The following is a 26953-nucleotide window of genomic DNA, read 5'->3' as shown; positions in this document are numbered from 1 at the left end:
ATTAATTATCAACGTTATAAATATCCCCTCAATCACTTATTTTTACCATTATCAGAGATATATCTGTAAAAGTCATGCCACAGAAGATCATTTTTGCTACACAGCATTACCAGTATCTGAAAAACAGGATCCTGGCCATTACAGGAAATACCTGGGAAAACGGAGAATTAGAGATACGTGATTTCCCTGATGGGGAACATTATCATCGTATACTGAGTAACGTCAGCAACAAAGAAGTGATCTTAATTGGTGGCACTATAGACGATCAGGCCACCCTCGAATTATATGATCTCGCCAGCGGATGTGTACAACTGGGCGCCTATTCTCTCACAATCATTATTCCTTTCTTCGGATATTCTACCATGGAAAGGGCCGTGAAATACGGAGAAATTGTAAAGGCAAAAACACGCGCAGTACTCTTTTCTTCTCTTCCTAATACTTCGCGCGGTAACAGGATTGTGATGATCGATCTTCATGTAGATGGCATCACCTGGTATTTCGAAAACGATATACGCCCGGTTCATTTATACGCAAAAGAATTTGTGATGGATGCAGCCCTGGAACTGGCTGGAGGAAAGCCTTTCGTTCTCGCCAGCACAGATGCTGGCAGGGCAAAATGGGTAGAATCACTCGCTAATGATATGCATGTTCCAGCCGCTTTTGCATTTAAGCGCCGCCTCTCTGGTGATGAAACCGCCATTACCGCTATCAGCGCCGATGTGAAAGATAAAACTGTCATCATTTACGACGACATGATCCGCACCGGCGGCTCGCTCATCCATGCCGCACAATCTTATCATGATGCAGGAGCAGCCGATATCTGTGTAATTACCACCCATGGCATATTTGCCGGCAACGGGTTTGAAAAAATAAAGCAAAGTGGCCTCATTAAAAAGGTCGTTTGCACCGACACACATCCCAATGCAATCCGGATAAACGATGATATGCTACAGGTGAAATCAGTAGATCAACTCATTGTCAGCTACTTTAATTCCCAACATCCCTGATTCCCTGTTGGCAAGCTATTTGTCTTTCCGACAGTTGTAAGTGAAGTATTGTAGCCAATCAACTGCTCACCTTGCAATTGATTAAATTGCAATACATAAACATAACAAACAAATATGCTTGATTTTCGTATACTCGAGTACGGTAGTTGTGACTATCATACCATGTTGGAACTTCGCAGTGAAGTACTCCGAAGGCCCCTTGGACTTAGCTTTACAGCAGAACAACTGCAACAGGAAATAAATGATGTTTTCATCGCCGGATTCACTACCATCAATAATAAAGAAATACTGGCAGGTTGTTGTATACTTACGCCGGTGAATGAAAACACCGTACAATTGAGGCAGATGGCCGTTTCACCAAGCCTTCAGGGAAAAGGAACCGGCAGAGAAATTATCTTGTTCGCAGAAGCATATGCACGTGAAAACAACTTCGACATACTCACCATGCATGCCCGCAAAGAAGCCACAGGATTCTATCAGAAACTGGGCTACGCTTTTTGTGGAGAAGAATTTACAGAGGTGGGCATTCCGCACTACGAAATGAGGAAAAACCTGAAATAATTTTTTTTTGCTTTTGCAACCCATTGTAGAAGCCAGTTTGATTGTATTGTTATATTGATGACGAAGCTATATAACAATAGACAGCATAGGATTCCTGTCAAAAAATTTTGTAACCAAATCTTTAATTATACAATGAGAAGCCATGTACTAGCCTGGTCGGGGCTGTGCTATGCCTTTTTCTGCTATACCTCCAGCAGTGCATACACAAAACCCGAAGGGTATCTATCCGCCAAACAGCCAGCTGATACCACCGTTCCGGTAGTGATTAAGCCTGCTGCAGACACCAGTGCAAAACCCAGGCAAGATACCGCTGCTAAAGCGGTTCCTGCGCAGGACACCACTAAACCTAAACAGGACACTTCCAGCAAATCTGTTCCTGATACAACTAAAACTACTACTGCTAAACCTAAAGAGGATACCGCTCTCATCCTTCCTCCAGACCCGGCTACTGCGAAAAGTGAAGTGGGAAAATTCACACTCAGTGGCACAGTGAAGGATGATAAAGGCACACCGATTCCAGGCGCTGTTATCCGCAATAAAACAACTAAGCTCAACGCACAATCGGATCCTACAGGCAACTACACCATCAAGGCCGGTATCAAAGATACTATCCTGGTTACAGCTCCTACTTTCGGCGAACAAACAATTCCTATTGAAAAAAGAGGTGAACTGAATATTACCATGGTACCGTCCAATGCTACTAAAAAAGTATTGGGAGAAGTAGTAGTCACCGCCCTCGGCATCAAAAAGAATCCCCGCTCAGTAGGCTATGCTATTCAGGAAGTAAGCGGCAACGCAGTGCAGGAAGCAAAAGAAGTCAATTTCGTAAACGCCCTTACCGGTAAGGTTCCCGGCGTACAAATCAGTAGCAACACCGGATCTATGGGCGGTGCCAGCAAAATCACTATCCGTGGTGTAAAATCCATCCTGGGCGACAACAACGCCTTCTTCGTTCTCGACGGCGTTCCCATGATGAATAACGTTACCAATGATCCCGGTCAGCAAAACGGTGGCGGTGGCTACGACTACGGTAGCCCAATGCAAGACATCAATCCGGAAGACATTGAAAATATTTCCGTTCTCAAAGGAGCCGCTGCAACAGCGCTCTACGGAAGCCGCGGCGCCAACGGTGTTTTACAAATCACCACTAAAAAACGCCCGGATACTGAAAAAGGAATTGGTGTTACCTATAGCATCAATGCACAGGTTGACCAGGTAGCTGTGCTGCCAAAGTACCAGAATATGTACGGCGGCGGTAATGCCGGAAAATTCGATACTCTGTATTATAACCAACACCCGGAAGGATTCCTCAATGAACAAAGCGCTACATACGACGATAACAATGGCAAAGGACGTTATGACCTGATGCCACAATATGCAGTAGATGAATCATGGGGACCAAAACTAAATGGACAAATCATCCGTCCTTATTGGTCCTGGGATAAAAATAAAAACAATCCCAACTTCGGTAAAACCGATACGTGGTCAGCACATCCAAATAATGTAAAAGACTTTTACAAAACAGGTTTTACTCTTACCAATAATATCTCTATGGCAGGTAGCAACGATAAAGGAAGCTTCCGCCTGTCGTACGGTAATATGGATCAAACCTTTGTTTTGCCGAACGCTACCAACAAAAGAAATAATCTTTCCTTCAATGGTAGCTACGAATTAACAAAAGGAGTGAAGGCTGTCGCCTCTATGAATTATACCTCCTTAAAAGTGAAGGGCCGCCCCGGTACCGGCTTTACCGGACCCAACCCAACTTTACAATTTACGATGTATGGCCAACGCCAATTGGATATAGCAAAAGAAAAGGACTTCCAATACAGTGATGGTTCCCAGATTACCTGGAACCGCCGCGCATGGGATGATCCAAGTATCTCTTCCAGCAACGGCCCATACTGGAATCGTTATATGGATTATGAAACAGATAGCCGCAACAGGCTGTTTGGATATGCCGGCCTGGATGTAGATGCTACCAAATGGCTCTCCTTCTCCGGCCGCGTATTTATGGACGACTATAATACCCTCGAAGAAGAAAGAACCGCAAAAGATTATGCCATTGGTGGATATATCAAACGCGTAAGAAGTAACCGCGAAATGAACTACCAGTTAACAGCAGATATCAAAAAAGATTTTGGCAAAGATTTCCAACTGAACGCTACCGTCGGTGGAAATATTATGCATCGTCAGTGGACAGTTACCGGAGGAAGCACTGTACAGGGCCTGATCACCAAAGGAGTATATAACCTGCTCAACTCTGTACAACCAGCTCAGGCTATCGATCAATACTACGAGAAACAAATCAATTCCGTTTTCGCTACTGCCAACCTGGGATATAAAAATCTCCTGTTCCTTGACCTGACAGGACGTAGCGACTGGTCATCAACACTGGTGAAAGGTAATAACCAATATTTCTATCCTTCTGCTTCCCTCTCTTTCGTTTTCTCTGACCTGTTGAAAGAGTGGAAGTGGCTGTCATACGGTAAATTAAGAGGTAGCGTGGCCGCAGTTGGTAATGATGCAGACCCTTATCGTATCTATAACACCTACGATTTCATTCCTCCTTTCGGTAGTAATCCTATTTCTCAGTTCTCTTACACTTTATACAATCAGGATCTGAAACCAGAGCGTACTACGGAAGTGGAAACCGGTGTAGAACTGAAATTCCTCGACAACCGCATCGGGCTTGATTTAACCTACTACAGGCGTGTCACTAAAGACCAGATTATTACATTGGCATTACCCACCGCTACCGGATTTACGGGTGCTTATGTAAATGGTGGCAGTGTGGAAAACAAAGGAATTGAAATAGGTTTAAACCTGAATCCCATCCGCCTGAAAAATGGCTTCCGCTGGGATATCAATGCCAATATTGCCCGCAACAGGAATAAGGTACTGGACCTGAATATCGCACAATACAATACGTCTCTCGCCTTCCTGACCATTGGTACCGACCGTCGTACACAAAAGGTATCAGTAGTAGGGCAGGTTGGGGAGCCGCTGGGAACTATTCGCGGTACGGATTATACCTATCTCAATGGGCAAAAAGTAGTGGACGCGCGCGGTCGTTATGTGCCCAGTGAAATCAAACCTATCGGTAACGCCTATCCGGACTATGTAGGGGGTGTTACAAATACCTTCTCTTATAAAGGTATTTATCTGTCTGCCCTGGTTGACTTCCAACATGGTGGCGACTTTTTCTCCTACACTAACCTGTACGGAAACAAGTCTGGTCTGCTGGAATCTACTGTTGAAAACGGAATTCGTGAAAATGGCATTATCGTTCCGGGTGTAACCGCCGATGGTCACGCTAATACCACAAAGATTACGGCACAGGAGCATTTCAATTATAACGGAGGAAATGTGATTAGCAGAGCTAATTTATATGATGCCAGCTATATCTACCTGAGAGAAGCAAAAATTGGTTATAACCTGCCGGAATCCTGGTATAAGAAAGTGGGTGCTCAGGCTGCACGCATTTCTGTATATGGCCGTAACCTCTGGTTAATTAAATCCAATGCGCCTAATGTGGACCCCTCCAACATCCTCAACTCTGCATCCAATGTGCAGGGTATTGAAGGAGGAGCGTTGCCTTCACTCCGGTCTTATGGATTAAACCTGAACGTATCATTCTAAATTTTGTGACGATGACTAAAACGATTTTAAAATATAGCAGCTTAGGAATCCTGATGGTTTCACTGTTAGTCACCGGTTGTAAAAAACTGGATGATATGAACCATGATCCTACCAAACCAACTACTGCTGAACCACAATATTTGCTCACAGGTGCACAGAAAAGCACCATGGATATGCTTTACAGCGGATTGCAAAATGGCTTCATCGCAATGAACTACGCCCAATACTGGACGGGCAACTCCAGGACCAATGACAGCCAGTTTAATCTCGATGAAGGTAACAACGCCGCTTTCTGGAATACCTTGTACCGCGTATCATTACATAATCTGGATGACCTGGTAAAACAAAATAATGCGAAAGCAGACCAAACTGGTGTGCCTAATCAGAACGCGATCGCCAAAATTACCAGTGCCTGGATTTACCAGATCCTGGCAGACACCTATGGTAATATTCCATATTCGCAGAGCTTCCAGAGTACTACGAACATTACTCCTAAATATGACGACGCCCAAACCGTTTATAATGCCCTGATCGACACGTTACAGGCACAGATAAATGTATTGGATACAGCGCAGATCAGCTTCAATTCCGGAGATGTTATCTACAATGGAGACGTGGAAAAATGGAAAAAACTGGCTCATTCACTGTTGCTCAGAATGGCTATTCGCATGGTAGATGCCAGCCCTGATAAAGCCAAACAGATCATTGAAGCACATTATAAGGATGCTATCAGCAGCAATGATGACAATGCACAATTCCAATACCTGGATGCCATGCCCAATCAATTTCCTTATAATGAATTGGCACGTCCCATTATTGATTTCTCTGTAAGTGCTACCCTGGTGGATTATATGAAAAGTGTGAATGACCCGCGTCTCAGCATTTACGCGCGTCCCTCTAAAGACGACAAAGTTTATAATGGAATGCCATACGGCTGGGCCGCATCAGATACCAACCGGCTTTCACAAGACCGTTATTCTTTTCCGGGTACCCAGATCTATAGCGCTACCATGCCAGGCATCCTGATGGCTTATTCAGAAGTAGAATTTATTCTGGCGGAGGCCGCAGCCAGAGGCATGAAAGTAGGAGATGATGCCGCTACCCATTACGCAAATGGTATCCGGTCTTCCATCAATTACTGGCGCCAGCTCACCCGCAACAAAGACATTACCGACGCGGCGGTTGATGCATATATTGCCAAAGTGCCTTATGTAGCAGCCGACTGGAGAAATGTAATCGGTACACAGAAATGGCTGGCACTTTACCCGCAGGGCTTTCAGGCATGGTTTGAAAGAACCAGGCTCCATTTCAGCAAACCCGGCGGTCAACCTTTATTCATTGCACCAGTGTCTGGTTCGCTGGACCCAAGTGTCACCATGGTGCCTTATCGCTTAACCTACCTGCAGTCGGAGCAAACACAAAATAAAACCAGTTACGACCAGGCTGCTGCTGCTATCGGAGGCGACAAAAAAGGAACAAAACTGTGGTACAATAAATTCTGATACAACAATCAACTATAGCTAAACAACAATCTATCGGCGCCTGCATCTGCAGGTGCCTTCTTTTTTTAGCCCCGGTTTACTTATCTTTAATGCCAACCTATATTCAGCGATTATGAGGAAAGTACTGCTCACAATGGCTCTGATAGCCATTGCCCGCTTTGTATCCGCACAGGATATCACACACGCCTACCAAAATTGGTACACTTATTTTGGTACTGCAAAAATTAATAGTAAATGGGCTGTTCCGTTTGATATACAACTTCGTATCAGGGACGGTATCAGCAACAAAGGTCAATTACTGATGCGGGGTGGATTACAATATTCCCTCACCAAACAGGATCATATTTTATTAGGCTACGCTTACGTTCCCACTTATAATGGGGTCAGCAATACCTGGCTTCCGGAACAACGGATCTTCGAACAGTATATTCATAAGGCCAGGCATCTCGATATGACCCACCGGGTACGATTGGAGCAACGCTGGGTATCTCAACCATCCGGGCCAGGTGCCCACAGCGCTATCGGCGATTGGAAATATGGTAACCGCGCCCGCTATTTTAACCGGACACAGTTCGCTGTTAAACATAAAAAGGAGACAACGCCTTTTTATGTAGCCCTGCAAGATGAAATTTTTCTAAACCTGTGGGGAAATGATATCAGCAACCTGTTATTCGACCAAAACCGCTTCCTGGCGGCATTTGGATACCAGTTTAACACCAGGCTAAAAGCAGATATTGGGTATATGAATCAATTGATACAAGTTACTTCAGGCGCCAAAACAATGAATCATATCCTGCATTTCAGCGTATTTCAAACTATTGATCTATAACTTTATTTTAAAAATTTAGAGAGATGGATAACTGCTTGTAGCGATTCTTTCGCTTCAATCCATTATCCATCTCTCTAAATCAAAAATATAAAATCAGTATAATCAGCCTTATCCTGTTCGCAACAAGCCCGCACTGATTATCTACTCATTTATAATTGCTGAATTTTTCCTTTAGCATACCAGTGAAGTGCCGATAAGCCTCTTCTGTTGGAAAGGCACTGATGGGAATTAAAAAGAAAGTTTTTTTATCCCGGTATAAGAAGAAGAATTTCCGGGTTTCCACTACCTGGGAAAAATTGCTCCAGCTAATGGCCCGCTGGTGTTCGCTCGCTCGCGTAGATATTAATAATCCTTCCTCAGAGTAATTAAGTTGTATGCTGTCTTTGAAAGTAGCGGCCTTATTATAGATAGAAACAGGCAGGAGATACCAGAATACCCATCCCAGTATCAAAATCATGAGTACAATACCTGTAAGGGCGCTGGGAGTTACTACTCGATAGAAATAACCGGTTAATGTAGCTAGCAGAAGTATAATGAGCGTATTGCGGAAGACTTTTATCTCTCCTCTCCGCATAAAATGATAGCGCAATGCATGCAATACCTCCCCCTTATCGTAATTAAACTCTAAATGCATTATCGCCTGGCAAAACGATTTTATCTGTTAACTGAAATCGACATAGGATTATCCATTTCATCACGCACAGTAACAGGTGCTTCTTTCTTCCGGCCGCGTTTTACATTAGACAAGTCGTCTTCGCCGAAACCCGGGAAGTTTTTCTTGATGAACAGGAAATATTGTTGCAAGGTTTTGGGATCTACCTTAAAAGGGAACGCCAATTCCTTACCACTTCCTTTCAGGAAGTCGTTAGTATTTAATTTGGTTTCGTTTTGTAAATACCATTTGTATAAATCCACAATAGCTTTTTCCAACTCGCCCTCATCAACTTTCTCCGCTGTTTCAACCCGTGGAAACATTAACACAAATTCTTCTACCCGTACAGGTTTTGAATTACCAGTGTTCTTAGAGTTATTCCGGTTATCGTTGTTATCCCCGTTTTTATCTCCGTTCTTATCCCCGTTATTGAAACCAGTGTTGGCATTTGCTGATGTGGCTGCGGCCAAAACTACCAACAGCATTAACAACAGCTTTTTCATAAGGTGTCAAATTTTCGAGTCTAAAAATACAATTATATTTTGAGATTTTCAGGCAGATAAAAAAATATGCGTAAAAACACGTTAAACCCCTGAAAAAAACAAAAGCAATGGGCGAACCATTGCTTTCGAGAGTCATTTACAGTGCATGAGGAGTCATGCGGTGTAGGAATATTTGGTTTTTCATAGGACAGTAACCATAATAAAAATTAATACAATAACAAATATAATAAAATTATATCGCGACTCGGCGAAAAGTATAAATATTAGAAAAAATCAAATATTTCACAGCGTAATTATAAAAGCTGCAATAAAATCGATTTTAACAGAAAAATATCAAATGTGAAATATGGGCTCAAAAAATAAGAAGAGATTCTTATGCCTGGAAAGAGAAGTAAAAACAGGTGTTTTCTAAAAAAAGTAAGGGCGCCTAGAAAAGCGCCCTCAATTTGTTACTATCCTATGAAAACCCTATTTGAATACAAAGGTAAGGGCATGTTATTTTTCTTTGAAATTTTAAAGGCACAATAACATATCATTAACAAGAAGTTGCAACATCAATCAGCTACAACCCATGCTGGTACCGCAATTCAAACATTTATAACAAGTTCCGGATCGTACCGTAATATGCCCGCAAGTATGGCATGCAGGTGCATCACTTTGCATACTTTTCATATAATCCTGCGTAGTATTCTCCTGCTGAAATCCACTAACAGCCTGAGCTTTAACTACCCGCGGCCCCACTTTGCCGGTACTGTTCGCCGGCGGCGGTGCAGGCTCCTCTTCCTCGTCATTTTCCCCCGTATTACCTGGCGCATCTAACACATGCACCAGATCCGTACGTCCCAGGTATTCATAACCCAGTACACGGAAAATATAATCGATCAAAGAAGTAGCCGATTTAATATTGGGATGATCTACCATACCGGCAGGCTCAAACCGGGTAAATATAAACTTATCAACAAACTCTTCCAGGGGAACCCCATACTGTAGTCCTATGGAAACTGCTATGGCAAAGCAATTCATTAAGCTGCGCAGGGTAGACCCCTCCTTCGCAAGGTCAATGAAAATCTCTCCCAACGTACCATCGTTATATTCTCCGGTACGCACAAAAATGACCTGTCCACCTACATTCGCCTTCTGCGTAAAGCCCCCGCGCTTGGATGGTAAAGCCTGCCGCTCTACAATCCTCGACAACTGGCGCTTCAGGGTAGTATCTCTGCTGGCCAGCATCCGCTTATTAACTTCTTCCAGTAATTCATCTATGCTCAAATCGTTCAAATCAGGCACGGCAGCCGATGCCACTGCCTCTGTTTTCTTCTTCTTATCACTTTTATTGCTAAGCGGCTGACTTAATTTGCTACCATCCCGATATAGGGCACAGGCCTTTAACCCCAGCTCCCAGCTCAACCGGTATGCATCTGCGATTTCTTCCACCAATGCTTCATTAGGCAAATTGATGGTTTTGGAAATAGCACCGGAAATAAAAGGCTGTACTGCCGCCATCATCCGGATATGCCCGTGTGGGTGGATATAACGCACTCCATGCTTACCGCATTTGTTGGCACAATCAAATACCGGCAAATGCGCTTCTTTTAAATAAGGTGCACCCTCTACGGTCATAGTGCCGCATACAAAGTCATTGGCGGCATCAATCTGGGCATCCGTAAAACCAAGCTCATGCAACAAACTGAATTCAAGGTTATAATACTCTTCCGCCTTGAAACCCAACCGCTGCAGGCATTCCTCTCCCAAAGTATATACATTGAACACAAAGGCGATATCAAAAGAAGAAGTAACGGCCGCGTCCAGCTTCTTCAGCTCTTCTCCCATAAATCCTTTCTCACTCAGCGACTGATGATTAATATAGGGCGCCCCGGCAAAACTACCCGTGCCCTTGGCGTAATCCACAATCGCCTTAATTTCATGCCCGGTATAGCCCAGGTTTTGTAATGCAGTAGGAATGGATTGATTAATAATTTTAAAATATCCGCCACCGGAAAGCTTTTTGAACTTTACCAGGGCAAAGTCCGGCTCTACACCAGTGGTGTCGCAGTCCATCACCAGCCCGATAGTACCAGTAGGGGCTATAACGGTTGTCTGCGCATTACGGTAACCGTACTGTTCTCCCAGTTTTACCGCTTCATCCCAGGCTTTAGTGGCCGCTTTTAACAGGTAATCTGCACAATAGCGCGCATCAATTCCCCTGGGCTTTATTTCCAGTCCGTCGTAAGCCTCTATGGCATCATAGGCCGCCGCTCGATGATTACGCATTACCCGCAACATATCTGTCCGATTTGCGGCATATTCCGAAAATGCTCCCAGGTGAGCAGCCATCTCCGCAGAAGTAGTATAAGCCACACCGGTCATAATAGCCGAAATAGCGCCGGCAACGCCCCGTGCCTCCTCGCTGTCGTAAGCAATACCGCTCACCATCAGCATGGAACCCAGGTTAGCATAGCCTAAACCCAACGTACGGTAATCATAACTGAGCTGCGCTACCTCTTTAGAGGGGAATTGCGCCATCAATACGGAAATTTCCAGTACTACTGTCCATAACCTCACCGTGTACTCAAATCCCGGAACATCAAACAGGTTGCGCTTGTCGTCAAAGAATCGCCGCAGGTTCACAGATGCCAGATTACAGGCAGTATTATCCAGGAACATGTACTCTGAGCAGGGATTAGAGGCATTAATACGCCCTCCCTGCGGACAGGTATGCCATTCATTGATAGTAGTATCATATTGTATACCCGGGTCTGCACAACGCCAGGCCGCATAGGTAATCTGATCCCATAAATCCTTTGCCTTCACTGTTTTCACTGTTTTCCCGTTGGTACGGGCCTTCAGATCCCAGTCGCTGTCCGTTTCCAGTGCCCGGAAAAAGGAATTAGGAACACGAACAGAATTATTGGAATTCTGCCCCGAAACTGTTTTATAAGCTTCTCCCTCATAATCTGAGGAATAACCGGCCGCAATCAATGCGGCTACTTTCTTCTCTTCTTCAACTTTCCAGTTCACAAAATCCATGATCTCCGGGTGATCCAGGTCCAGGCACACCATTTTAGCAGCACGCCGGGTGGTACCACCTGATTTAATAGCACCAGCTGCCCGGTCACCTATCTTCAGAAAACTCATTAACCCGCTGGAAGTACCACCTCCACTCAATTTCTCTCCATCAGCACGGATTTGTGAGTAATTAGTACCTACCCCAGAACCATATTTAAAAATGCGTGCTTCCCGCATCCACAGATCCATAATACCACCATCATTGACCAGGTCATCATTCACACTAAGAATAAAACAGGCATGTGGCTGAGGACGCTCATAAGCAGAAGTAGACTTTTCCAGCTTCCCGGTTCGTTGTTCTACATAATAATGCCCCTGGGGCTTGCCTTTAATACCATAGCTCTCAAATAATCCCGTATTGAACCATTGTGGGGAATTCGGCACACAAGATTGGTTCAGCATACTATAACTTAACTCTTCATAAAATATCAGGGCATCTTTTTCTGTGGCAAAATAGCCGTATTTCTCGCCCCAGGCACGCCAGCAATTGGCCATCCGGTGTACCACCTGCTTTACCGAAGTTTCCCTGCCAGGTGTACCATCGGCCTGCGGTACGCCCGCCTTCCGGAAATACTTTTGCGCCAGGATATCTGTGGCTATCTGCGACCATCCTGCGGGTACTTCCACGTTGTTCATCTCAAATACAATGTCACCACCCGGGTTGCGTATAACAGAAGAGCGAAGCTCATACTCAAATTGATCGTAAGGACTCACACCTTCTTTAGTAAAATGACGGGAGAACGCGAGACCACTAGTACTATTGACTGGATTTTTCATGCCCATGACTTTTTCTTAAGTGATACAAATGAGTTAGTAATGCGGAGTACTCTAAAATTAATTTTTAAATGCGGGGCTCATTCCATTTATTTTGCACAGATTGTGGATAATTGCTCAAACAGTTTGCCAACACGTTTGTTATACCCTCTGAAAAGAAATCCGGCTTAAAATTTGCCCTAAACAAAAAATTTGCAGTTGTATAACATATATGAAGTTCATGAATAGATAATGAATTGAATGCTTATTTACATAGCACTGTGTGTTATTAATAAAAATATTATACATTTGCGACAACCGGAACAATGCGCTATTGATGTACAATAACATATACACTTCGTTCATCGAAAGAAAGGCTAAAAAGGAAAAGGCATTCGCGGTTTTAATTGATCCGGATAAGGTTACACCTGCCGATATCATAGAAATTGCTGCCAAATGCACTGCCGCCAAAGTCGATTATATCTTCCTTGGAGGCAGTTTGGTGATTTCCGATCATCTGGATGAATGCGTACAGCAGCTGAAAGCCAGCTGCGATATACCCGTTGTATTATTTCCCGGTAGCCCCTCCCAGGTATCAAAATATGCTGATGCCCTGCTTTACCTGTCTGTTATTTCCGGCAGGAACCCCGAATTATTGATTGGTCAGCATGTGGTATCCGCAGCTGCAGTTAAGAAAAGTGGACTGGAAGTAATTTCCACCGGGTATATGGTGATCGACGGAGGCGCACCTACTACGGTGTCTTATATCAGCAATACAACTCCCATTCCGGCAGACAAGGCCGATATTGCCATGTGTACTGCCATCGCCGGCGAAATGCTGGGAATGAAGGTAATTTATATGGATGCCGGCAGCGGTGCCCGCATCCCCATCACCGAAAGCATGATTAGCCGGGTGGCTAGCCAGGTACAAGCCCCCATCATTGTTGGTGGTGGTATCAGAGACGCTGAAAAAGCCTACCTGAACTGCAAAGCCGGCGCCGATGTCATTGTTGTGGGTAACGCCATCGAAAAAGATCTCTCTCTGATAAAGGAACTTGCTGACGCGGTACATACTGTGAGCAGAAAGCAGAAGGCATAAAGCAAAAAGCTATTAAAGCGAATGACCAGAGCGGAAAGTATTTTAAATACCTGCTCTGGTCATTCGCTTTAATAGCTTTTTGCTTTATGCCTTCTGCTTTCTGCTCTTTTAGAGACTCATCATCTCTTTGAACTTCACCGCCTGTCTGCGGCTCACTTCAATTTTTTCGCCTCCACGCATTTCCAACAGCAAGCCCCCATTGAAATAAGTATCAATTTTTTCGATCATCCGCAGATTCACGATATGCTTACGATTGGCCCGGAAAAATGTACGCTCATCCAGCCTTTCTTCCAGCGCATTCAGTGACTTCAGGATCAAAGGCTTGTTAGTTTCGAAATATACCCGGGCATAGTTACCCACGCTCTCAAACAAACGTATCTCCTGTAATTTCACAAACCAGCAGCGGTCCCCGTCTTTCACAAAAACCTGGTCATTTTCAGACAGTAAATTGCGAATCCCACCGGTAGCGGCCAGGCGGTCTTTTTCATCCTGCTGATGCAGCTTGTGAATAGCATCCGCCAAACGCTTGGGCTCTACCGGCTTTAACAGGTAGTCCAGCGCATTGTACTCAAATGCTTTCAATGCATACTCATCATATGCAGTAGTGAAAATCACCTGCGGTGTTTTCTCTAATTCTGCTAACAGGTCAAAACCAGTTTTGTCAGGCATCTGGATATCCAGAAACAGTAAGTCAGGATGAAGCGTTTCTATCTTTTCTATACCATCCTTCGCATTCACAGCTTCTCCCACCACCACTATTTCCGGGTGATCTGCCAGCAATTTCTTAAGTTCACTCCTGGCCAGGCGTTCATCGTCTATTATCAATGCTTTTTTCATTGGCAATATGAAGTTTGGTTGATGATTTAATTAGTTAAACAATAATAGCCATATCCGCTATGCAGCAGCTATGGCAGTTTATAACAAGTGACTTAGAGCAAAGGCATTACTACTGTAGCTTCTACCGTCCGCTCGTCTTTATTCCTGATTTCAAAAGAGGCCCTGTTGCCAAACAAAATACTTAACCTTTGTCTGGTGCTCTGTAACCCAAAGCCATGGCCATTAATACTATCTTCTACTATTTGTCCGGTGTTTTCTATGGTAATGATATGATGCATGCCCTTCAGAGAAGAGTTAATGTACACCGATCCTCCCATAATAACACGGGAAATCCCATGTTTAATGGCATTTTCCACCAACGTTTGTAACATCATCGGTGGTACCTGCAATTCCAGCGTATCCGGGTCAATCTCATACTTTACATTCAGGCGCTCTTCAAAACGGATATGCTCCAATGCAAGGTAATCCTTTACAATGTTTAATTCGTTTTCCAGGCTCACCGTCTCCGCTTTCTCCGTTTGCATAGAACTCCGCAATATGTTGGAAAGCTCTGTAATAGCTGTTCTTGCGCGTTGTGGATTCTCATCTACCAATGCCCGGATACTATTTAACGCATTGAAAATGAAATGCGGATTCATCTGCGCCTTGATCGTTTTGAGCTCCAGCTCCTTCACCGTTGTTTCCAGCTTCAACTGGTCTACCTGCGCACTACGGTTCCGTTCTATATAATGCCATATGTAGTAAATCAACCACCAGATGAAGGCTATAGCAAAAACAGATACTCCCTTGATAATACCGGTAAACAGATCTTCCTGCTGATACCTGAACACGAAGTACATCAATGCGTTATTAGAAATATATAACGTCACCGTAGTGCCCGCCACCACCATAAAAAATAAAAAAATCTGTTGCTCAGAACTATAGGTCACCCAATTACGCCTGTTAATCAATGTGCGAAAAAGATGTGTGATTAAAACACCTAACGTAGTGAAAATTAACAAGTTAACAAAGTCGATCGGCTTAACTATCGACTTATCCTGGGTGTAGTAGATGAAACAGTTTAATACGAAATAGGTCGCCCACCCCAAAATCTGACACCACCAGTATTTGTTTATTTGCTTAAACATTAAATCAAATTAGTAAACTTCACCTATATTCCAAAAATACCCTACGGCGCCCCCCGTAGAAACCTAAATGTTATAAATGGTGAATCAAAACCGGTAAATGGCAGATGCCTGCATCTGAATGGTGAGATATCACTTATCTGTACCACTTTCCTGTGGCCAGATCACTATTTACCACATATTTTTATGTATTTTTGTTACTTCATATAAACCCTGAGCCCAATTATGAATATAAAGGCAGGTCAACTGTTGAGCCAGATAGAATATCCCGCTGATTTGCGAAAGCTGAATAAAGAACAGCTTCACCAGGTATGTGAGGAGCTGCGTCAATATATTATTGACGTGGTAAGTGTGCATGGTGGCCACTTTGCGGCCAGTCTTGGTGTAGTTGAGCTTACAGTGGCTTTGCATTATGTTTTTAACACCCCATACGACCAACTGGTATGGGATGTAGGCCATCAGGCATATGGCCACAAAATCCTGACCGGCCGCCGGGAAGCATTTCCTACCAACCGGAAATACAAAGGACTTAGCGGATTCCCGAAAAGAGATGAGAGCCGGTACGACACCTTCGGTGTAGGACACTCCTCTACCTCCATTTCCGCTGCACTCGGTATGGCCATGGCCTCCCATTACAAAGGCGAATTTGACCGTCAGCATATTGCTGTCATCGGCGATGGTGCTATGACCGCCGGTATGGCCTTTGAAGCACTGAACCACGCCGGCGTGGCCAATGCCAACGTACTGATTATCCTGAACGATAACTGCATGTCCATAGATCCCAATGTGGGCGCGCTGAAAGAATACCTGACAGATATCACCACTTCTCCCACCTACAACAAAGTAAGGGACGATGTGTGGAACCTGCTTGGCAAACTGCCGGTAGGTAAGAAATTCACCCGCGACATGGCCTCCAAGCTGGAAGCCAGCCTCAAAGGAGTAGTATCCAAATCCAGTAACCTCTTCGAAGCATTGAAGATGCGCTATTTTGGCCCCATCGATGGCCACAATATCACCAAACTGGCCGATACCCTCCAGGATCTGAAAGATATCCCCGGTCCAAAATTGCTGCATATCGTTACCACCAAAGGTAAAGGCTATGCCCTCGCAGAAAAAGACCAAACCACCTGGCACGCACCAGGCCTGTTTGATAAAATCACCGGCGAAATATTCAAAAAACCAGTTACCAGCCCTCAACCTCCTAAATACCAGGATGTTTTTGGACATACCATCATTGAACTGGCTGAACAAAACGATAAAATTATTGGTATCACACCCGCCATGCCTTCTGGCTCCTCCCTCAAATTCATGATGGAGAAAATGCCACACAGAGCCTTCGATGTAGGTATCTGTGAACAACACGCTGTTACCTTATCTGCAGGGATGGCTACTCAGGGCATGCGCGTATTCTGTACCATCTATTCCTCTTTCTTCCAGCGTGCCTTTGATCAGGCCGTACACGACGTACTGATTCAGAAACTCCCCGTAATATTCTGCCTCGACAGAGCCGGACTGGTGGGAGAAGACGGACCAACGCACCATGGCGCCTACGATATCGCCTATATGCGCGGTATTCCAAACGTGATCATCAGCGCACCTATGAACGAGGAAGAACTGCGGAACCTGATGTACAGCGCGCAGTTAGCGGAAAATGATATGCCTTACGTAATCCGCTACCCACGCGGACAAGGCGTAATGCCCGAATGGCGTACGCCATTTAAAGCAATCAAACCAGGTACCGGCCGCAAAATCCGCGATGGTAAGGATGTAGCCATCCTCTCGCTCGGACATACCGGCAACTTCGTAACCGAAGCCTGCAAAGAATTAATAGGAGATGGGCTCCAACCCGCTCACTATGATATGCGCTTTGTAAAACCACTGGACGAAGCCCTGCTCCACGAAATATTCCAATCTTTCGATAAAATAATTACAGTGGAAGATGGTACCATCGTAGGTGGCTTCGGTAGCGCCGTGATAGAATTCATGGCCACCAACAACTATAGCGCACAAATAAAAAGATTAGGCATTCCCGATAAATTAATTGAACATGGTAAACCGGAAGAACTCTACCGTGAATGTGGCTACGATGCTGCCGGTATTGCCCGCACTACCCGGGAAATGCTGAAAGAAAAAATTACGGTAACCATTTAAAATAGAATTACGAATTACAAATTACGAATTACGGATTTGTGCGGAGATAACAGCAAATGATCAATATTTACCTATCTCTACACAAATCCGTAATTCGTAATTTGTAATTCGTAATTTTTTTATACAATGTACTTTCAGCTCAGGATTACGGATATCATACGCGAAACACCAGGCACCTTCACCTATAAACTGGAAAACACTACGCCAGCACCGGTAGAATATCTCGCAGGCCAGTTCCTCACCTTTCTCATCACCCTCCACAACAAAGAATACAGACGATCTTATTCCTTTAGCTCTACTCCGGGCATAGATCCATTTATGTCCGTTACTATCCGTGAAAAAGAAAATGGCGAAATATCCCGCCACCTGATCCACACCTGGAAAAAAGGAGACATCGTAACAGCACTGGAACCCTCCGGGCGCTTTACTTACGGGGACCCGGTCGCAGCAAAGCGGGATATCTTTCTGCTGGCTGCCGGCAGCGGCATTACCCCTGTATTTTCCTTACTCAAACATATCCTGACAAACGAACCAGGTGCACATGTTAAACTGATTTACAGCAACCAAACACCGGAAACTACCATCTTCTATCAACAGTTACAACAATGGCAGACACAATTCCCGGAACAACTACAAATCCTCTTTCTTTTCAGCAATGATCCGGATAGTGATCATACCTACAGGAGACTGAATAACATGTTGCTGGAACAACTGGTAACAACTCACCTGCATTACGCACGTACCGATGCTGCATTCTTCCTTTGCGGCCCTCCGGACTATATGCGCATGATTCTGCTTACCCTTACATTTATGGGTTTCCAGGAAACACAACTGCACAAAGAAAACTTCGTGGTCAATACAGACGCGCGCATCGCGAAAACGCCACCACCACCTGATCGCCAGCCTAAAAAGGTATTGATACGTTACCGCAATGAAGAGCACCATCTCGAAATTCCCGGGAATCAAACCATCCTGAGCTATGCCCTGGAAAATGAAATATTACTGCCTTATAGTTGTAAGGGAGGCGTGTGTGGTTCCTGTACGGCGCAGTGTGTTAGCGGTAAAATATCTATGCCCGTTAATGAAGTACTCACAGATAAAGAACTGGCAGAAGGCCTGGTGCTAACCTGTGTAGGATATCCCGCCAGCGATGACATTATTCTCGAATTATGATCACTTATAATACAAAAAATACTACCAATCATATACCCCTGAGATAATTTTTTCTGTTGCTCAAAATTTAGGTAAATTATCTGAAAATCAGGTCATGCGGAATGCCCCTTTAAAGATGGCTTGTTTAGTTTTATTATTTATTGTCATTGCGATTAACAGCTATCTCCTCATAAAAACCGATCCAGCACAGCATACATTATTGCTTGCCGCAAGTATCCTATTATCTGTTGGTATCTTTATATTATTCTTCTTCACAACCAGCTGGCGCAATCATCGTTCCCTTCAATTCGAGCATCTGTTCAATGAATATCCGATCCCCATGTGGATTTACGAGAAAGCCTCTATGCGCTTTCTGTCTGTAAACGATGCGGCGTTGAAAAAATATGGTTATTCCAGGAAGGAATTCATGCAACTAACCCTGTTGGATATACGCAATAAGGAAGATATACCACTGCTCTTGGAAAATGCCAATGAACGTTGCAGTAGCGGTGAATACAGAGGTATATGGCTACACCGCAAAAAAGACGGCAGCAACTTTTACGTGGAAATATATTCGTTGCCGGCAGTTTACTACGGGAAAAACGCCCGCTTCATTATGTCGAAAGATGTAGATGCGGATGTGAGAGCCAGCAAAAACGCCGAGGAGATGGGCATGCGCTATGAACTACTGGCACAGGCCACCAACGATGCAGTGTATGATAAAAACATGATAACCAATAAAGTTACCTGGAATCACGGACTTGCCAATCTCTTCCAGTATAACAATATCCACGAAACTGATCTTGTACACTGGTGGCAAACAAATATACATGCCAATGATCATGCACGCGTAACAACATCCCTTGCGGCCTGCATAACCGCCGGCTTTAATTACTGGTCCGAAGAATATCGCTTTCAATGCGCCAATGGCGATTACAAATATGTGGTTGACCGCGCTTATATCATCTACGAAAATGGTCAACCCATCCGTATGATAGGCACCATACAGGATATAGACAAACACGTGAAGCAAGCCATGCTGCTGGAAGCACAAAACAGAACGCTGAGAGAAATAGCCTGGATCAATTCACATGAAATACGTCGTCCGGTAGTATCTATACTAAGCATTGCCGGATTATTCGATAAGAGTAACCAGGACAAACGTCTCAACACGCAGCTCATGGAATGGCTGCATGAATCCACACAACAGCTTGACAGCATTATTCATAAAATAGAGCACAAAGTCAAGACCTACGAGTAATCATTTACGGCTCTCAAGGCATAAAATGATTGAAATCTTCTTTTAATGCTACATATAATTTCTGAAATATTTCCATACGCGTTTGTATGGTGTCGAAGTCATCAACCGGACGGTCGTCATGCACTACAGTGACAGGAGTGTCTGCTAGTTTTTTGGCACATTGCTTAATGTCGTGATGCATTTCATCTGCTACTTCCCGTTGGCGTAGTAAACGGTTTTCAAAATGCTCTACTTGAGTCATTACTTCCCTGGAGGCTTTACTAAGATTAATTTGTTCTAATCTTTCCCGCATCATCTTCACTTCATTTCTTACCTCATTTACTTCTTCTTTCCAGGAATTAAGCTGCTGGTGCAGCTCTTCAGTGGGAGTTGTCATTTCCATGGTGTATTGATTTATCAATTTAAATGATGATTAAAAAGCTATTCATCATACCAAACGCTGTTGTCAATATCCATATCAAATTACTTGCAAAGACCTATTCTAAGGTACAATCTTTTTCTCTTCTCCCCATCATTTTTCATCCCTCTTTTTGCAGATAAATACCGAATTCCGGGAAATATTCCATGGCCTCCAGGATGCCGCCTGCTCCCGCACGCTGTGCCTGTAATACATGCGCCATAGCAGCAGTTTGCTTCACTAATTCGGGTTCCGAATCACCTACTACCACCCCTTTAAATCCGGTAGCATACATAGAATAATCATTCATGGAGTCGCCAGCTACCAGTACCTGTTGATGAGGCAACGCCAAAACTTCCAGCAACTGCTGTAATGTATAGCCTTTGTTTACTCCGGCGGGCAATATATCAAGGTATTTGCCGGCAGACAATACCAGGTCACATCGCAGGGAAGTAGCCAGCAACCGGGCACCGTCAATATCTGTTCCCTCATCATAATAGTAAGAACAACGATACTGCTGATGTGCTTCCTGATGCAATAAGCCCTTCACTGTTTTCAGGGTTTCTCTTACCTGGTCACCAGGCCATTTTGCGGCAATATTGCCCTGTACAGGTTCTACAGCAGAAAGAGTAGGAAGGTGGGTAACCGTGGCGCCTACATCGCAAATGATATATTCGGGACGCGGCAGTGTTGTATCTTCCAATAACTGTAATACACTTCGTATACCCCTCCCAGTTACAAATACCAGCTGTATCTGCTTATTATGATGTAATAGCGTATATAATCGGTTCTTATCTTCCGGCGTACCTCCTAAAAAAGTACCATCCAGATCGGTGGCTAAAAGCATGATGATTCCTCTATAGTGACTGTTTAATAATGATGGTAATAAAAATATAAAAAAAGACCAGCCTTACCAGCTGATCTTTTAAATAACGGGTTAGTATATAATGATGTGTATGATTAGCCCAACATCGCTACATCTATCAGCAAAAACTCTGCCGGTTTAATCACTTCAATGGTGGCTTTATCATAGTCCGACAAGCCAATGGCATCACGGGTTTGCAATACCTCATCAGCGATCTTTATTTCGCCGCTCAATAAGAACAAATAACTGCCGATGCCTACCGCTTTGGGAATAATGTCCAGCGTTTTACCGGCATCAAATTTACCCAATGAAAACCAGGCATCCTGGTGCAACCACAGCGCATCACTGGACTTATCCGGCGATATTATTACCTGCAGCGCATTTTCACGGGAAGCAGGATCAAATGTTTTCTGGTCATACCTCGGTGTTACATTGCGTTCTGCCGGTATTACCCATATCTGCAGGAAGCTGACATCTTCCGTTTTTGACGCGTTAAATTCCGAGTGTATCACACCTGTTCCGGCGCTCATAATCTGTACGTCGTGCTTACGGATAACTTCCTGTTTGCCGGTGTTATCACGATGCTCCAGGGCTCCATCCAATACAATAGACACAATCTCCATATTATCATGCGGATGCGCTCCGAAGCCCATTCCACCCTTTACCACATCATCATTCAATACACGCAGCGCCCCGAAGTGAATCCGGTTAGGATCATAATAATTAGCAAAACTAAATGTATGATGACTATTCAACCAACCATGGTTAGCGTACCCCCGGGTATCAGCACGATGAATCACTTTTTTCATAACTACTTCTCCTTTTTTAATACATCACAAATATCGCTATAAACCCGCCGCCAGAGAATGGATCAACTGTTGAAAAGGATGGACAAAAAGCAGAGCGCCTGTTGTAGTGATACAACAGGCGCTCCGTAATATGCTATAAACTTCAATTACACCAACTTCGCGTCAGTAGTAATAGTAGCATTCAATACTTTGCTCACAGGGCAGTTAGCTTCTGCATCTGCTACAAATTCAGCAAATTTTGCGGCATCCAGTCCTGCTACGCTGGCAGTTACTTCCAGGTGGCTGGTAGTGATAGCGCCATTCTCCAGGGTGATGGTGCATTTGGTATCAATGTTACCTGGCGTAAAACCGGCACCAGTGATCACAAAGCTCAGTTTCATAGTAAAGCAACCAGCATGTGCAGCGGCAATCAGTTCCTCAGGGTTAGTACCAATACCGTCTTCAAAACGGCTGCTGTAGGAGTACTGAGTTTTGTTCAATACAGTTGACTGAGAAGTTAAAGTACCTTTACCTTCTTTGCCGGTACCTTGCCAATTGGCAGATGCAAATCTTTTCATGTTAAATTTTTATTTTTTCTTGTTAGAAAAATCAGTGTGGAGGCCCAAATTACAAATTAATCGGCAATAAAAAACGCCGGAGCCCCCCGGCAGCCAAAACCAACCCACAGCACAAAAAAAACCGCGCAATTTGCTGCGCGGCTCTATACCTGTTTTCCTGTCAATTGATCCTTATATCGTTTCTACTAATTCTTTTATTGGCTTACGTACTTTCTTCGCATGCTGCATCACATCATCCGCCGCTCTGAATCCCACCGCAGCAAGAACTACGGTAGCAAGTCCTTTATCTTTCAATCCTAAAATTTCATCATATTTAGCTGCATCAAAGCCTTCCATCGGACAAGCATCCACATTTTCAACGGCTGCGGCAATGAGCAGGGTGCCTAATGCCAGGTACGCCTGTTTAGCGCTCCATATGGCAGTTCCTGTTGCTCCCAGGCGATTCACAGTACCTTTCATCACACCGGAAAAACCTGCCAGTTGTTCCGGGTCTATTTGGCGCGTAGTGGCTATATTGCTCGTATAATCATCTACGTGAGAGTCATTCAGGTCGGTATATCTCGCAAAAATAATCAGGTGCGATGCATCTGTTATCTGCGACTGATTATTCGATGCTGATTTCAATTGCTCACGTACAGCGGGATTTTCCACAATCAGGATCTTATAAGGCTGTAAACCATAAGAAGATGCCGACAATCTCGTGGCGGCAATCAGTTTCTCCAGTTGGGCTTCACTCAATTGTTTAGCCGGATCAAATTTTTTAACGGCATAACGCCATTCCAGTTTGCTCAGAATATCCATTCTCCTCAAATTATAATTCAGATATGCTGTTCAGGATACAGGGCTGTAATTAAACAGCATATCTGAATATTGATATAAAATACTTATTGTTGTTTAACCATTTGCACACTTGCCAGTAACTTCACTTCATCACTCAACAATATACCGCCGGTTTCAGTAGTGGCGTTGAAAGTAAGACCGAAATCTTTACGGTTAATTTTACCGGATAATTCAAATCCTGCTTTAGTTTGACCCCATGGATCTACTACTTCACCACCAAATTCTACATTCAGTTCTACCGGACGGGTGTTGTCGCGGATAGTTAAATCGCCTATCAGTTTATAGTTCTCTGCGTCTATTTTCTTTACTTCTTTTGACACGAATGTGAGCTTAGGATATTTCTCTGATTCAAAGAAATCTGCTGCCTGCAGGTGTGCATCACGCTGCGCATTCTGTGTGGAAATACTGTTGATGTCTGCTTCGAAAGAGATGTTTGCAGTACTGAAATCATTGTCAGTGGTTTGCATAGTACCATCAAATTTTGCAAACTGACCGGTAACAGTCGTAATCATCAGGTGTTTCACTTTAAATTGTACATCACTGTGTGAAGGATCAATTTTCCAGGTTGTCATATAAATTTTAGTTTTAGTATAATTAATAAAAATGTTAGTGTGATTAGTTTAATTCGCCCCATTTACCGGCGTTGTAGTCGTTGATAGCCTGTCTGATATCGTCTTCTGTGTTCATCACAAAAGGACCATAAGCGAAAATCGGTTCATCTATCGGCTCTCCGCTCAATACTACCATACTGGTATCTTTCAGCGCAGTAATGGTAATTTCAGTGCCTTTGCGTTCGAATAAGGCCGTTTCTACAGCTTTCACCGGCTGACCATTAATATCCACTTCGCCTTGAAATACCACGGCTGCGGTGTTGAAATTCTCCGGTACAGCGAACGTGATGCTGTCATCTTTCTTCAGGCGTATATCCAGTACATTTACCGGCGAAAATGTGGTAGCAGCGCCTTTGGTATCATTATACGTTCCGGCAATTACTCTCACATAGCCTTCTTCACTCACCTTTACTACCGGGATATCTGCTTTTGCCAGATTCTGATAAGACGGTGGATTATTTTTAAAGGCTTTAGGAAGATTTACCCACAACTGGGCAAATTCTGCCTTACCACCTGTTTTGGTAAATGCTTCACTGTATTTCTCTTCGTGTAAAATTCCGCCTGCCGCAGTCATCCATTGTACATCTCCAGGATACAGGAATCCATGGCTACCGGTAGAATCCCGGTGTTCCAGTTCGCCCTGGTATACAATGGTTACTGTTTCAAAGCCTTTGTGCGGGTGTTCACCTACACCACGTGGCCTTGGGCTGGGTGGAATGTAGTTGGGTGCCGCGTAGTCCATCATAATGAATGGGCTGATCACGTTATTTTCAGAACGGGTACCACCAGGTAAGGTGCTTTGTACCCTGAAGCCATCGCCTACCATATGAGGAGCAGCGGCTATAACTATCTGATTTACATGTTTTTTTGTGTTCATATTGTTTGCCTCCTTAAGACAACACAAAATTACATGTTACAACACCCGTCAGGAATGGATAAAACGCTGCTAGTGATGGACTTTTTTAAAATTCCGGGAAAACTAGGCAGAAGGGCTCATAGAAGAGCGGGAAGCATCCTTAAATTCAGATGGGCTCTGGTTGGTATACTTCTTAAAAAAGCGGCTAAAATAATGGGGATCATCAAATCCCAGTTTATAGGCTATTTCTTTCGCCGTGAGATCGGTATTATACAAATAACGCTGGGCTTCCAGGATCACCCGGTTACGGATATGTTCTCCGGCAGTAATACCGGACAATTGCTTGCTGATTTCATTCAGCAACACGGGTTTAATATGCAGTAGTCCGGCATAATCGGATACTGTTTTAAGTGACTGGTATTTCTCCTCTATCAGATTTTTAAATTTCAGGAAGATGGAACTATTATGCATCGCATGCTGTTCGGGGGAAATGGCTACATTTTCTCCTTTAATGCGGGATGCCAACACCAGGAAATAGCGTAGTAGTCCATGGATGGCCATCTCGTATTCTGGTTCCTGTGTTGTAAGCTCTTTCATCATCAGGCGCACCACGGCGTCAATATCTTTCTCCTGCTCATCATTGAGATGTATTACGCTGCTGAACTGGCTGTTAAAGAACAAGCCGGAGTTAATGCCTGATACCTGGGTTTGATCTTTCAAACACATAAAGGCATCCCTGAAGGCAATCATATAGCCTTCAATTTTCTCCGTAGCCTGTATATTATGCACCTGGCCAGGCGCAACAAAGAAGAGGGTATTCTTGGTTACTTCATAAGTAGTGGCATCAATGGTATGCAACAGCTTACCCGCTTTGATCCAGTAAATGGTGTAGAAATCATGTCGGTGCGGCACACCAATCTGATCGAAAAAGGAGTTTCCTAATTCACAAAGACCAGATACTACAAAACCTGCATCTACCTGTGCGTATTCCGGTAAGGATACAATGCCTATATTTTCACGTTTCTCAGCCATCTATTAAAGTTCCTGCGGGTTCTTCCTCCCTGTCGGAAGGATCAATATATTCAATAATAAAGTTGTTTCTGCCTTCTCCCACCATAATACCCATATGCTTCATTTGTACCAGTTCCAGCATGCTCAGGAACAGGAAAATAGCATGTACTCTGTCTTTACAGTGGTCAAATATTTTTTCGAAAGATAGGGTTCGCTCGGCTCTTGCTAATTCTTCCATATACATCCTGGAGCCTTCCATAGTGTAATCATATTTATACACCACGTGCTGGGGTTTATTATCGCGCTCTTTCATGCGCTGCATCACCTTTTCAAAGGTTTTGGTCAGCTTAAAAAGAGTAAGGGTTTGTACCTCTGTCCCTTCACTCGTTACTTCACCGATTTCTGCCAGTTCTTTCGCGATATTTCCCCGTTTAATCTGCAACATCCTGTCTGCCTCCATTTCGGCAAGTTCTGCTGCAGCCAGTTTGTAACGCTTATATTCCAGGATTTTATCGATCAGCTCCATACGCGGATCGATCTCATTGCCCTGTTCATCCAGCTCCTTACGTGGCAACAGCATCTTAGCTTTGATACGCATAAGGGTAGATACAAAGAGAATGAATTCACTGGCTAATTCTATATTCAGTGATTCAATATGATGAATATAATCCAGGAAATCCTGTGTTAGCTTATTAATAGGGATATTATAGATATCCAGCTCATCACGCTCAATGAAGAACAGCAGCAGGTCGAAAGGACCTTCAAACTGCGGTAACTTGATCTTATAGACAGGTGCTTGCTCGCTCACGTATTGCGTTTATAGTTGTTAAAAAAAGAATTCGCACAGCGGCACTTCGGAAAATGAATC

Annotated in this window: 23 protein-coding genes; 9 read left to right on the top strand and 14 right to left on the bottom strand. The window is 44.0% G+C overall.

The features are described 5' to 3' along the window. Positions 1-74: 74 nt before the first annotated feature. The 5 genes from prs to J7623_RS11175 all read left to right on the top strand — a co-directional run bounded on the left by prs (position 75) and on the right by J7623_RS11175 (position 7541). Positions 75-1007, top strand: a complete 933-nt coding sequence (gene prs / locus J7623_RS11195; protein WP_291920212.1) for a ribose-phosphate diphosphokinase — start codon at positions 75-77, stop codon at positions 1005-1007. Between the two features lie 114 nt (positions 1008-1121). Further along, positions 1122-1568 (top strand): GNAT family N-acetyltransferase, encoded by a 447-nt coding sequence (locus tag J7623_RS11190; protein WP_291920210.1) that lies wholly within the window; start codon positions 1122-1124, stop codon positions 1566-1568. Between the two features lie 132 nt (positions 1569-1700). After that, positions 1701-5210 (top strand): SusC/RagA family TonB-linked outer membrane protein, encoded by a 3510-nt coding sequence (locus J7623_RS11185; protein WP_291920207.1) that lies wholly within the window; start codon positions 1701-1703, stop codon positions 5208-5210. Between the two features lie 11 nt (positions 5211-5221). Then, the gene (locus J7623_RS11180) at positions 5222-6712 is read left to right on the top strand and encodes a SusD/RagB family nutrient-binding outer membrane lipoprotein (RefSeq protein WP_291920205.1); all 1491 of its coding nucleotides are present in this window, start codon (positions 5222-5224) and stop codon (positions 6710-6712) included. A gap of 112 nt (positions 6713-6824) precedes the next feature. Continuing rightward, on the top strand, positions 6825-7541 hold the full coding sequence (locus J7623_RS11175) for a DUF2490 domain-containing protein (RefSeq protein WP_291920203.1): 717 nt from the start codon (positions 6825-6827) through the stop codon (positions 7539-7541). A gap of 145 nt (positions 7542-7686) precedes the next feature. Here J7623_RS11175 and J7623_RS11170 read toward each other — a convergent pair whose 3' ends face one another. The 3 genes from J7623_RS11170 to J7623_RS11160 form a co-directional block, all read right to left on the bottom strand. After that, positions 7687-8175: a YcxB family protein gene (locus tag J7623_RS11170; protein WP_291920200.1), complete on the bottom strand. Its 489-nt coding sequence runs from the start codon at positions 8173-8175 to the stop codon at positions 7687-7689. Between the two features lie 20 nt (positions 8176-8195). Beyond that, positions 8196-8696: a hypothetical protein gene (locus J7623_RS11165; protein WP_291920199.1), complete on the bottom strand. Its 501-nt coding sequence runs from the start codon at positions 8694-8696 to the stop codon at positions 8196-8198. A gap of 558 nt (positions 8697-9254) precedes the next feature. Next, entirely contained in the window at positions 9255-12539 is a 3285-nt protein-coding gene (locus J7623_RS11160) for a vitamin B12-dependent ribonucleotide reductase (protein ID WP_291920197.1), read from the bottom strand. A gap of 313 nt (positions 12540-12852) precedes the next feature. On the opposite strand from J7623_RS11160, the gene J7623_RS11155 reads away from it, so the two are divergent. After that, a complete protein-coding gene (locus J7623_RS11155; protein WP_291920195.1) occupies positions 12853-13614 on the top strand; it encodes a geranylgeranylglyceryl/heptaprenylglyceryl phosphate synthase in 762 nt (253 codons plus the stop codon). Between the two features lie 108 nt (positions 13615-13722). Here the strand turns inward: J7623_RS11155 and J7623_RS11150 are convergent, their stop codons facing one another. Both J7623_RS11150 and J7623_RS11145 read right to left on the bottom strand, forming a co-directional pair. After that, the gene (locus J7623_RS11150; RefSeq protein ID WP_291920193.1) at positions 13723-14451 is read right to left on the bottom strand and encodes a response regulator; all 729 of its coding nucleotides are present in this window, start codon (positions 14449-14451) and stop codon (positions 13723-13725) included. Between the two features lie 92 nt (positions 14452-14543). Then, a complete protein-coding gene (locus tag J7623_RS11145; protein WP_291920192.1) occupies positions 14544-15380 on the bottom strand; it encodes a histidine kinase in 837 nt (278 codons plus the stop codon). Between the two features lie 420 nt (positions 15381-15800). Here J7623_RS11145 and dxs point away from each other — a divergent pair, with 420 nt between their 5' ends. The 3 genes from dxs to J7623_RS11130 all read left to right on the top strand — a co-directional run bounded on the left by dxs (position 15801) and on the right by J7623_RS11130 (position 20139). Continuing rightward, entirely contained in the window at positions 15801-17726 is a 1926-nt protein-coding gene (gene dxs / locus J7623_RS11140) for a 1-deoxy-D-xylulose-5-phosphate synthase (protein ID WP_291920190.1), read from the top strand. 126 nt (positions 17727-17852) lie between these two features. After that, positions 17853-18899, top strand: a complete 1047-nt coding sequence (locus tag J7623_RS11135; protein ID WP_291920189.1) for an iron-sulfur cluster-binding domain-containing protein — start codon at positions 17853-17855, stop codon at positions 18897-18899. A 94-nt stretch (positions 18900-18993) separates the two neighbouring features. Next, positions 18994-20139, top strand: coding sequence for a PAS domain-containing protein (locus tag J7623_RS11130; RefSeq protein ID WP_366838787.1), 1146 nt, complete (start codon positions 18994-18996; stop codon positions 20137-20139). A gap of 13 nt (positions 20140-20152) precedes the next feature. Here J7623_RS11130 and J7623_RS11125 read toward each other — a convergent pair whose 3' ends face one another. The 9 genes from J7623_RS11125 to J7623_RS11085 form a co-directional block, all read right to left on the bottom strand. Next, positions 20153-20515 (bottom strand): hypothetical protein, encoded by a 363-nt coding sequence (locus tag J7623_RS11125; protein WP_291920185.1) that lies wholly within the window; start codon positions 20513-20515, stop codon positions 20153-20155. Between the two features lie 142 nt (positions 20516-20657). Next, positions 20658-21383 (bottom strand): HAD family hydrolase, encoded by a 726-nt coding sequence (locus J7623_RS11120; protein WP_291920184.1) that lies wholly within the window; start codon positions 21381-21383, stop codon positions 20658-20660. Between the two features lie 113 nt (positions 21384-21496). Next, positions 21497-22210 carry a pirin family protein gene (locus J7623_RS11115; protein WP_291920182.1) on the bottom strand — a complete coding sequence of 238 codons (714 nt, stop codon included), beginning with the start codon at positions 22208-22210 and terminating at the stop codon, positions 21497-21499. A 146-nt stretch (positions 22211-22356) separates the two neighbouring features. Beyond that, positions 22357-22767: an OsmC family protein gene (locus J7623_RS11110; RefSeq protein WP_291920180.1), complete on the bottom strand. Its 411-nt coding sequence runs from the start codon at positions 22765-22767 to the stop codon at positions 22357-22359. A gap of 171 nt (positions 22768-22938) precedes the next feature. Then, complete coding sequence (locus J7623_RS11105; RefSeq protein WP_291920177.1) at positions 22939-23568, bottom strand: NAD(P)H-dependent oxidoreductase; 630 nt, start codon at positions 23566-23568, stop codon at positions 22939-22941. An 83-nt stretch (positions 23569-23651) separates the two neighbouring features. After that, a complete protein-coding gene (locus J7623_RS11100; protein ID WP_291920175.1) occupies positions 23652-24179 on the bottom strand; it encodes a YceI family protein in 528 nt (175 codons plus the stop codon). A 43-nt stretch (positions 24180-24222) separates the two neighbouring features. Continuing rightward, on the bottom strand, positions 24223-25095 hold the full coding sequence (locus J7623_RS11095) for a pirin family protein (RefSeq protein WP_291920173.1): 873 nt from the start codon (positions 25093-25095) through the stop codon (positions 24223-24225). Between the two features lie 102 nt (positions 25096-25197). Then, positions 25198-26106, bottom strand: coding sequence for a helix-turn-helix domain-containing protein (locus tag J7623_RS11090; RefSeq protein WP_291920170.1), 909 nt, complete (start codon positions 26104-26106; stop codon positions 25198-25200). Then, positions 26099-26893: a segregation/condensation protein A gene (locus J7623_RS11085; protein WP_291920168.1), complete on the bottom strand. Its 795-nt coding sequence runs from the start codon at positions 26891-26893 to the stop codon at positions 26099-26101. Before J7623_RS11085 ends, J7623_RS11090 begins: the two co-directional genes overlap by 8 nt. Positions 26894-26953: the final 60 nt, after the last annotated feature.

The sequence above is a fragment of the Chitinophaga sp. genome (assembly GCF_017745275.1).
Lineage (GTDB): Bacteria > Bacteroidota > Bacteroidia > Chitinophagales > Chitinophagaceae > Chitinophaga.
The sequence above is the reverse complement of the archived record's forward strand: the minus strand, read 5'-3'. Positions and strand labels throughout refer to the sequence as shown.

Bases quoted from the DNA above. Each gene is read 5' to 3' on its own strand.
- J7623_RS11100 (WP_291920175.1), bottom strand. From the start codon at position 24,179: ATGACAACCTGGAAAATTGATCCTTCACACAGTGATGTACAATTTAAA.
- J7623_RS11160 (WP_291920197.1), bottom strand. From the start codon at position 12,539: ATGAAAAATCCAGTCAATAGTACTAGTGGTCTCGCGTTCTCCCGTCAT.
- J7623_RS11090 (WP_291920170.1), bottom strand. From the start codon at position 26,106: ATGGCTGAGAAACGTGAAAATATAGGCATTGTATCCTTACCGGAATAC.
- J7623_RS11105 (WP_291920177.1), bottom strand. From the start codon at position 23,568: ATGGATATTCTGAGCAAACTGGAATGGCGTTATGCCGTTAAAAAATTT.
- J7623_RS11165 (WP_291920199.1), bottom strand. From the start codon at position 8,696: ATGAAAAAGCTGTTGTTAATGCTGTTGGTAGTTTTGGCCGCAGCCACA.
- J7623_RS11115 (WP_291920182.1), bottom strand. From the start codon at position 22,210: ATGAAAAAAGTGATTCATCGTGCTGATACCCGGGGGTACGCTAACCAT.
- prs (WP_291920212.1), top strand. From the start codon at position 75: ATGCCACAGAAGATCATTTTTGCTACACAGCATTACCAGTATCTGAAA.
- J7623_RS11190 (WP_291920210.1), top strand. From the start codon at position 1,122: ATGCTTGATTTTCGTATACTCGAGTACGGTAGTTGTGACTATCATACC.
- J7623_RS11130 (WP_366838787.1), top strand. From the start codon at position 18,994: ATGCGGAATGCCCCTTTAAAGATGGCTTGTTTAGTTTTATTATTTATT.
- J7623_RS11125 (WP_291920185.1), bottom strand. From the start codon at position 20,515: ATGACAACTCCCACTGAAGAGCTGCACCAGCAGCTTAATTCCTGGAAA.
- J7623_RS11155 (WP_291920195.1), top strand. From the start codon at position 12,853: ATGTACAATAACATATACACTTCGTTCATCGAAAGAAAGGCTAAAAAG.
- dxs (WP_291920190.1), top strand. From the start codon at position 15,801: ATGAATATAAAGGCAGGTCAACTGTTGAGCCAGATAGAATATCCCGCT.
- J7623_RS11170 (WP_291920200.1), bottom strand. From the start codon at position 8,175: ATGCATTTAGAGTTTAATTACGATAAGGGGGAGGTATTGCATGCATTG.
- J7623_RS11150 (WP_291920193.1), bottom strand. From the start codon at position 14,451: ATGAAAAAAGCATTGATAATAGACGATGAACGCCTGGCCAGGAGTGAA.
- J7623_RS11110 (WP_291920180.1), bottom strand. From the start codon at position 22,767: ATGAAAAGATTTGCATCTGCCAATTGGCAAGGTACCGGCAAAGAAGGT.
- J7623_RS11135 (WP_291920189.1), top strand. From the start codon at position 17,853: ATGTACTTTCAGCTCAGGATTACGGATATCATACGCGAAACACCAGGC.
- J7623_RS11120 (WP_291920184.1), bottom strand. From the start codon at position 21,383: ATGCTTTTAGCCACCGATCTGGATGGTACTTTTTTAGGAGGTACGCCG.
- J7623_RS11175 (WP_291920203.1), top strand. From the start codon at position 6,825: ATGAGGAAAGTACTGCTCACAATGGCTCTGATAGCCATTGCCCGCTTT.
- J7623_RS11180 (WP_291920205.1), top strand. From the start codon at position 5,222: ATGACTAAAACGATTTTAAAATATAGCAGCTTAGGAATCCTGATGGTT.
- J7623_RS11185 (WP_291920207.1), top strand. From the start codon at position 1,701: ATGAGAAGCCATGTACTAGCCTGGTCGGGGCTGTGCTATGCCTTTTTC.
- J7623_RS11095 (WP_291920173.1), bottom strand. From the start codon at position 25,095: ATGAACACAAAAAAACATGTAAATCAGATAGTTATAGCCGCTGCTCCT.